Origin of the sequence: Bacillus sp. JJ1503 (assembly GCF_036965125.1) — a bacterium.
Taxonomy (GTDB): Bacteria; Bacillota; Bacilli; order Bacillales; family Cytobacillaceae; genus Cytobacillus.
Genome location: NZ_JBALOZ010000191.1, coordinates 6272 through 13502 on the forward strand (window position 1 = coordinate 6272; position 7231 = coordinate 13502).

Consider the following 7231-nt stretch of genomic DNA (forward strand, 5'->3'; position numbering starts at 1 on the left):
TATCTTGCATATATTAATCAAAGGTGTATACTATTGCATGGAAGCGAACAACAAATGATAGTGATTTCTAGGAGGTTTACTAATGGTAGCCAATCATGGTACTGATACTAAAAAAGAAGACAAGCTTGACGTATTAAAGTCAACGCAAACGGTTATTCATAAGGCTTTGGAAAAGCTAGGTTATTCTGATGAGGTGTTTGAATTATTAAAAGAGCCTCTTCGAATGATGACAGTTAAAATCCCAGTCCGGATGGATGATGGAACAGTTAAAGTCTTTACCGGCTACCGGGCACAGCATAATGATGCGGTTGGGCCTACAAAAGGTGGAATTCGTTTCCATCCTGGTGTTACTGAAAAGGAAGTTAAAGCTCTATCGATTTGGATGAGTTTAAAATGTGGTATTGTTGATTTGCCATATGGCGGTGGTAAGGGCGGTATTATCTGCGACCCGCGTAATATGTCATTCCGTGAATTAGAAGCTTTGAGCCGTGGATATGTACGTGCCATAAGCCAAATCGTTGGACCTACAAAAGACATTCCAGCGCCAGATGTATTTACAAATTCACAAATTATGGCATGGATGATGGACGAGTACAGCAGAATGGATGAATTTAATTCACCAGGCTTTATTACTGGAAAGCCATTAGTACTAGGTGGATCTCACGGCCGTGAGACAGCAACAGCTAAAGGGGTAACAATTTGTATTAGAGAAGCTGCTAAGAAGCGCGGCATTGAATTAGAAGGTGCTCGTGTTGTAGTTCAAGGCTTTGGTAACGCAGGAAGCTTCTTATCTAAGTTCCTTCATGACGCTGGTGCAAAAGTGATTGGTATTTCTGATGCTTACGGTGCATTACATGATCCTAATGGACTTGATATTGATTATTTATTAGACCGCCGCGATAGCTTCGGAACAGTAACTAATTTATTTAATGATACAATTACAAATAAAGAGCTTTTAGAATTAGACTGTGATATTTTAGTTCCAGCTGCAATTGAAAACCAAATTACGGATGAAAACGCACATAACATTAAAGCGAAAATTGTAGTAGAAGCAGCAAATGGGCCAACTACATTAGAGGCTACGCAAATTTTAACTGAGCGTGGAATTCTTCTCGTTCCAGATGTATTAGCGTCTGCAGGCGGTGTTACAGTTTCTTACTTCGAGTGGGTGCAAAATAACCAAGGCTACTACTGGTCAGAAGAAGAAATTGCAGAAAAGCTTGAAAAGATTTTAGTACAATCCTTTAATAATATTTATGAAACTTCACAATCCCGCCGTGTAGATATGCGTCTTGCTGCTTATATGGTTGGCGTGCGCAAAATGGCTGAGGCATCAAGATTCCGCGGCTGGGTATAAGTTCATTATTTGAATCTTAATGAAAAATCTCCTATCATATTTGATGGGAGATTTTTATTTATTGAAGGGAGAACTAAAAATGAAATGTGAAGAAGCAATTATTGTAGGGGGAGGTCCGTGTGGGTTAGCAGCTGCGATTTCTCTTCAGGAAATAGGAATGAATCCGCTTGTGATTGAAAAAGGAAATATCGTTAATGCCATTTACCATTATCCAACACATCAAACTTTTTTTAGTACTAGTGAAAAGCTGGAAATTGGCGGAGTGCCTTTTATTACAGTTGACTATAAACCAAGAAGAAACGAAGCGTTGTCCTATTATCGAGAAGTTGTTAAACGAAAAAAAATCCAAATAAATGCTTACGAAAAGGTTTTGTCGGTTACGAAACAAGAAAGCGGATTTTTAGTAATGACAGATAAGGATGAATACAGGTCGAAGAATGTAATAATTGCAACAGGCTATTATGATCATCCGAATTACATGAATGTTCCAGGTGAAGGATTGACTAAGGTATTTCATTATTTTAAAGAAGCCCATCCGTATTTTGATAAAGATGTCATAGTAGTAGGCGGAAAAAATTCTAGTGTGGATGCTGCATTAGAATTAGTGAAAGCTGGTGCGAGAGTTACAGTTATTTATAGGGGAAGCGAATATTCACCAAGTGTAAAGCCATGGATCTTGCCTGAGTTTGATTCCCTAATCCGTAATGGGGTGATCAAAATGGAATTCAATGCGCATGTGAAGGAGATTTTAAACGATAAAGTGATTTATACAGTAAAAGAAGAATGTTTTGAGATAAAAAATGATTTTGTATTTGCCATGACAGGCTACCATCCAGACCATCACTTTCTGCAAGCGATGGGCGTCCATATCGATTCCGAGACAGGAAGGCCGATATTTAATATTGAGACAATGGAAACAAATGTCGAAGGGATTTATATTGCTGGTGTCATTGCTGCTGGCAATAATGCGAATGAAATTTTTATTGAAAATGGCCGGTTTCATGGTGATTTAATTGCAAAGGCAATCGTCAATAAAGAATATAAGAAGTAAAAAAGAAATCGGCATTTTTCGCCGATTTCTTTTACATTCACCATTAAACCATGAACATCTCTTCAATTTCTTTACTGCTATTGGTGGTGGCTAAACCAACGAGCAGTTTGATTCGTGCTTTCTGACCATTTAAGCCATTGGAAAAAATGACTCCTAAATCTTTAAGTTTTTTTCCTCCGCCTTCATAACTATAAACGTCTTGGGCTATTCCATTAAAGCATCTGGATACGATGACAACAGGTATGTTTTTTTCTATAAGGGCCTTAATCCCTTCTACTGTTGCAGGCGGCAAATTACCTTGACCTAATGCCTCAATAACTACTCCCTGATAGTTTAAGTCACGGATGGCAAACAGAAGTGTTGAATCCATCCCAGCATGTGCTTTTATTAAGGCAACGCGTGTCGATACATGATCAATGTCATAAAATTCATTGTTCGTTGGCAGATGGTGGAAAAACACGCCTCTTTTTGTCACAATTCCAATCGGTCCATATTGAGGACTTTGGAAGGTGGAAACATTACTTGTATGAGTCTTCGTAACATTCTCTGCTGTATGAATCTCATCGTTCAATACGACAAGAACCCCTTTATATTTTGCCTCTTCACATGAAGCAACTTTAATAGAAGTAATTAAATTGTAGAGGCCGTCTGCACCAATTTCATTGCTTGACCTCATAGCACCTGTTACGACAATGGGCAGAGAAGTCTGAACTGTTAAGTGCAGGAAATACGCTGTTTCCTCTAGTGTATCTGTTCCATGTGTAATTACGACTCCAGAGATTTCTTTTTTCTCTAAATAGCGATTAATTAGATCCTTCAGCATAAGCATTTCCACAGGAGTAATATGCGGGGAAGGAAGATGAAATGGCTCCTCGATAATAATGTCTGCTAGTGTAAGCAGTTCTTTCGTTTTTTCCGTAATCGGATTGCTTTCAGACGGCTTAACAGCTCCAGTAGATGCATCTTCACTCATTGAAATCGTTCCGCCTGTATGTATAACAAGAATTTTTTTCTTTTGCATACTGAATACCTCCAACTTTACAAAAATATAAAACTAATTTAGTGTAAAAAGTGTATAATTGAATGAAAGTTTACTATTTTAGAGATTTAACATATTTCTTATTCCAAAATTTGATAATCCATTTTCTTTCTTCCTTCATCATGTTACGATAAAAGTAATGGATAATGGTACAAAAATTCATTGCTAATGATGAAATTTAGCTGCATATTGGGGAAATGACCTCATTAATTTATAGAAAAGAGGACAGTACATGCTTGGTATTTTATCTGCGGGTATTGCCCCTGGATTAGCGCTATTAAGCTATTTTTATTTGAAAGATCAATATGGCTCTGAGCCGGTTTTTACAGTTTTTAGGACCTTTTTATTTGGTGCAATTCTTGTTTTCCCCATTGCGTTTATTCAATATGTTCTGGAAACAGAGTACAATATACAATCAAGCTTTATAAATGCATTTCTTTCTTCAGGGATGCTGGAAGAATTTTTTAAATGGTTTATCCTGTTTTATGCAGTCTATCAGCATGTTGATTTTGATGAACCATATGATGGTATTGTATATGGTGCATCTGTATCATTAGGGTTTGCTTCGTTGGAAAACATCTTGTATCTTATTTCCCATGGCTTAGAGCATGCGATTGGCCGAGCGCTTCTGCCTGTTTCCAGTCATGCTTTATTTGGTGTTATTATGGGCTATTATATAGGAAAAGGGAAATTTTCAGCAACCTCTAAGGCGAAATGGCTTATGCTTTCCTTCCTATTTCCTGTTATTCTTCACGGTACGTATGACTTCATCCTGATTACCCAAGAAAATTGGCTGATCATTATGTTCCCATTCATGATATTTCTTTGGTGGTTTGGATTAAGAAAGGTTAAGAAGGCCCGCGAATTAAGCGCGAAACATATAGAGAACCAGCTAAACTACTAAAAGCAACTCTTCATTCATAAATGAGGAGTTTTTTTTATTCGTCAAAAAATAACAAGGGATTTGCATAAAAAACCAGCTACTACAAAATATAGAGATAATGTCATCAAGATTTACTTTGGAGGTACGATTCATGAAAAAGAACTTTTTGTTTACTAAAGTAATTCTTATTGTCTCTATTTGTATGATTTTAGTCCCTATGAGTGGAAACGAGCAGAGGGCAACAGCTTTTACCAATCAAGTCATTCAGCAAGGAGCTGTTGGAGATGATGTAATTGAATTACAGTCAAGACTGCAATACTTAGGATTTTACAACGGAAAGATCGATGGGGTATTTGGATGGGGAACGTATTGGGCTTTAAGAAATTTTCAATATGAATTTGGACTCGAAATTGATGGGATGGCAGGAGCTGATACGAAAAACAAGCTCGTCAAGGCATCTAAATATAATCAGCAATTTGTAAAGGAGCAAATTGCCAAAGGCAATAAATTTACTCATTACGGGGGAGTAAATCTCGAATCGCAAAAAAAACCAGCAAAAAGTACGCCTGCTCCTGCAAAGAATCAAACAGCCCAAAAACCAACAGCAGCTAATATGCCTAACGGTTTTTCGCAAAATGATATTCAATTAATGGCTAATGCTGTTTATGGTGAAGCAAGAGGAGAGCCTTATACAGGGCAAGTGGCAGTAGCGGCTGTTATTTTGAACCGTGTAAACAGTGCATCATTCCCGAATACCGTATCAGGCGTAATTTTTGAACCAGGAGCATTTACTGCTGTGGCAGATGGCCAGATTTGGCTTACTCCTAATGAGAGAGCAAAAGAAGCTGTTATTGATGCCATTAATGGCTGGGACCCTACAGGACAGGCACTTTATTATTTTAATCCTGATACTGCAACTAGTGCATGGATTTGGACACGTCCGCAAATTAAGCGGATTGGGAAACATATTTTTTGCAAATAAAGAGGTGAGGAATATTGATTAGAGGAATATTAATTGGCGTACTTACATTAGGTGTGGCTGGAACTGCATTTTGGGGCTATCAAGAGCATCGTGAAAAAAATGCAATCTTAATGAACGCGGAAAATAATTATCAGAATGCCTTCCACAGCTTAACGTATAATGTAGATTTACTGCATGATAAGATCGGAACAACATTGGCAATGAATTCCCGTAAATCCTTATCTCCAGCTTTGGCTGATGTTTGGAGACTTACATCAGAGGCACATACAAATGTCGGTCAGCTGCCGCTAACGTTATTGCCATTTAATAAAACAGAGGAGTTTCTTGCAAATATTGGTGATTTTAGTTACAGGACGGCTGTTAGGGATTTAGATAAGGAACCATTAACTGATAAAGAATATGAGAACCTAAAAAAATTATATTCCAACTCTGCTGAGATCCAGAAAGAATTACGGAAAGTGCAGCACTTAGTTCTCAAAAATAATCTTCGCTGGATGGATGTAGAAATGGCAATTGCTACAGGCAAAGAAAATGCTGATAATACCATTATTGACGGATTCAAAACGGTAGAAAAAACAGTCGAGGGCTACGGAGAAACGGATCTTGGCCCAACAAAAGTCAGTTTAGAGAAGGAAGCTAACAATTTTAAAAACATAAAAGGCAAGGTGATTTCACAGCAAGATGCAATCAATATTGCTAAAAAATATTCAGGTTTTAATAATGATGTTGCCGTTCAAGTGACAGAGAATGGAAAAGGCTCTGATTATGGATTTTATAGTGTTTCTATTTTGAATCAGAAAGCAAAACAAGAAGCCAACATGGATATTACTAAAAAAGGCGGATATCCAATCTGGTTTATTCTCTCAAGAGATATAAATAAACAAACAATAAGCTTGAATGAGGCAAGCAATCAAGCACTTAAATTTCTGAATGATAATGGATTTAATGGTTTGGAACTTTTTGAAAGTGCACAGTACAATCATACAGGAGTATTTAACTTCGTTTCAAAGCAGGATGATATTAGAATTTATCCAGACTCCATTAAAGTAAAGGTTGCATTAGATAATGGGAATATCGTTGGGTTTTCAGCAGGGAACTATTTGAAAAGCAACCACAATAGAATCATTCAGAAACCGGCCATTTCTCTTGAAAATGCTCGTTCTGATATAAATCCTCAAGTTAAAGTTATGGAAAACAGGCTTGCAGTTATTGAAAATGATTTAGGGAAAGAGGTTCTCTGTTATGAGTTCCTTGGCACACTTGGTAACGATACGTACCGGATCTTTATTAATGCAGAAAATGGGCATGAAGAACTTGTTGAAAAACTAAAAAATGCAGAACCGATTTATGAAGATGTTCTTTAAGGAAAGGTCTTAAGCCTTTCCTTTTCTTTTTGCATATAAATGTCGATGTACAAACACTAGTATACATGTCATAATAAAATGACAAGATTATCCTATTGAAAGAAAATGGACAGAGAAAGTGTGGTCAGCATGATAAAAATTGGTGATGTACTTTTTTTAGAACCGAGGTATTCGAAAAGTGTTGAGAAATACAAATGCAAAATTTTAGAAAAAGGGGACAATTCGGTATATATCGATTATCCGATAAATATGAATACGAATAGAACCGTTTTTCTTATAGATGGTACACAATTAAAAGGATCGTTTATCTCAGGGGATGGGTCTGTTTATCTATTTGAATGTGAGGTACTTAGAAAAGTCAAAGGCAATATTCCAATGATTATATTATCCTATCCGGGTATTGAACAACTTGTTAAGATACAGCGCCGGCAATTTGTTCGTATTGAAACAGGGGTGGATGCCGCTATTCATCCGATCGAAGGGGAATTTGCTCCATTTGTAACGGTTACAGATGACATTAGTGCTGGGGGGGCTGCCATCATTAATGACAGAAAG

At 37.1% G+C, this 7231-nt stretch carries 7 protein-coding genes; 6 read left to right on the forward strand and 1 reads right to left on the reverse strand.

The genetic code is table 11. From position 1 onward, the window contains the following. Positions 1 to 82: 82 nt before the first annotated feature. Together V7149_RS14860 and V7149_RS14865 are read left to right on the forward strand one after the other, a co-directional pair. Positions 83 to 1357 carry a Glu/Leu/Phe/Val family dehydrogenase gene (locus V7149_RS14860; RefSeq protein WP_066294204.1) on the forward strand — a complete coding sequence of 425 codons (1275 nt, stop codon included), beginning with the start codon at positions 83 to 85 and terminating at the stop codon, positions 1355 to 1357. Between the two features lie 79 nt (positions 1358 to 1436). Next, on the forward strand, positions 1437 to 2408 hold the full coding sequence (locus V7149_RS14865; protein ID WP_335346393.1) for a YpdA family putative bacillithiol disulfide reductase: 972 nt from the start codon (positions 1437 to 1439) through the stop codon (positions 2406 to 2408). A 43-nt stretch (positions 2409 to 2451) separates the two neighbouring features. Here the strand turns inward: V7149_RS14865 and V7149_RS14870 are convergent, their stop codons facing one another. After that, a complete protein-coding gene (locus tag V7149_RS14870; protein WP_335346394.1) occupies positions 2452 to 3429 on the reverse strand; it encodes an asparaginase in 978 nt (325 codons plus the stop codon). A gap of 250 nt (positions 3430 to 3679) precedes the next feature. Between V7149_RS14870 and prsW the strand changes: the two genes are divergently transcribed. The 4 genes from prsW to V7149_RS14890 all read left to right on the forward strand — a co-directional run. Further along, the gene (prsW, locus tag V7149_RS14875) at positions 3680 to 4351 is read left to right on the forward strand and encodes a glutamic-type intramembrane protease PrsW (protein ID WP_335346395.1); all 672 of its coding nucleotides are present in this window, start codon (positions 3680 to 3682) and stop codon (positions 4349 to 4351) included. A gap of 130 nt (positions 4352 to 4481) precedes the next feature. Next, a complete protein-coding gene (sleB, locus tag V7149_RS14880; RefSeq protein ID WP_335346396.1) occupies positions 4482 to 5312 on the forward strand; it encodes a spore cortex-lytic enzyme in 831 nt (276 codons plus the stop codon). A 14-nt stretch (positions 5313 to 5326) separates the two neighbouring features. Beyond that, positions 5327 to 6676, forward strand: coding sequence for a germination protein YpeB (gene ypeB / locus V7149_RS14885; RefSeq protein ID WP_335346397.1), 1350 nt, complete (start codon positions 5327 to 5329; stop codon positions 6674 to 6676). 129 nt (positions 6677 to 6805) lie between these two features. Beyond that, positions 6806 to 7231 (forward strand): flagellar brake protein (locus V7149_RS14890; protein WP_335346398.1); only part of this gene is annotated, 426 nt, incomplete at its 3' end.

Coding starts and splice junctions, on each gene's coding strand:
- sleB (WP_335346396.1), top strand. CDS start 4,482: ATGAAAAAGAACTTTTTGTTTACTAAAGTAATTCTTATTGTCTCTATT.
- prsW (WP_335346395.1), top strand. CDS start 3,680: ATGCTTGGTATTTTATCTGCGGGTATTGCCCCTGGATTAGCGCTATTA.
- V7149_RS14860 (WP_066294204.1), top strand. CDS start 83: ATGGTAGCCAATCATGGTACTGATACTAAAAAAGAAGACAAGCTTGAC.
- V7149_RS14870 (WP_335346394.1), bottom strand. CDS start 3,429: ATGCAAAAGAAAAAAATTCTTGTTATACATACAGGCGGAACGATTTCA.
- V7149_RS14865 (WP_335346393.1), top strand. CDS start 1,437: ATGAAATGTGAAGAAGCAATTATTGTAGGGGGAGGTCCGTGTGGGTTA.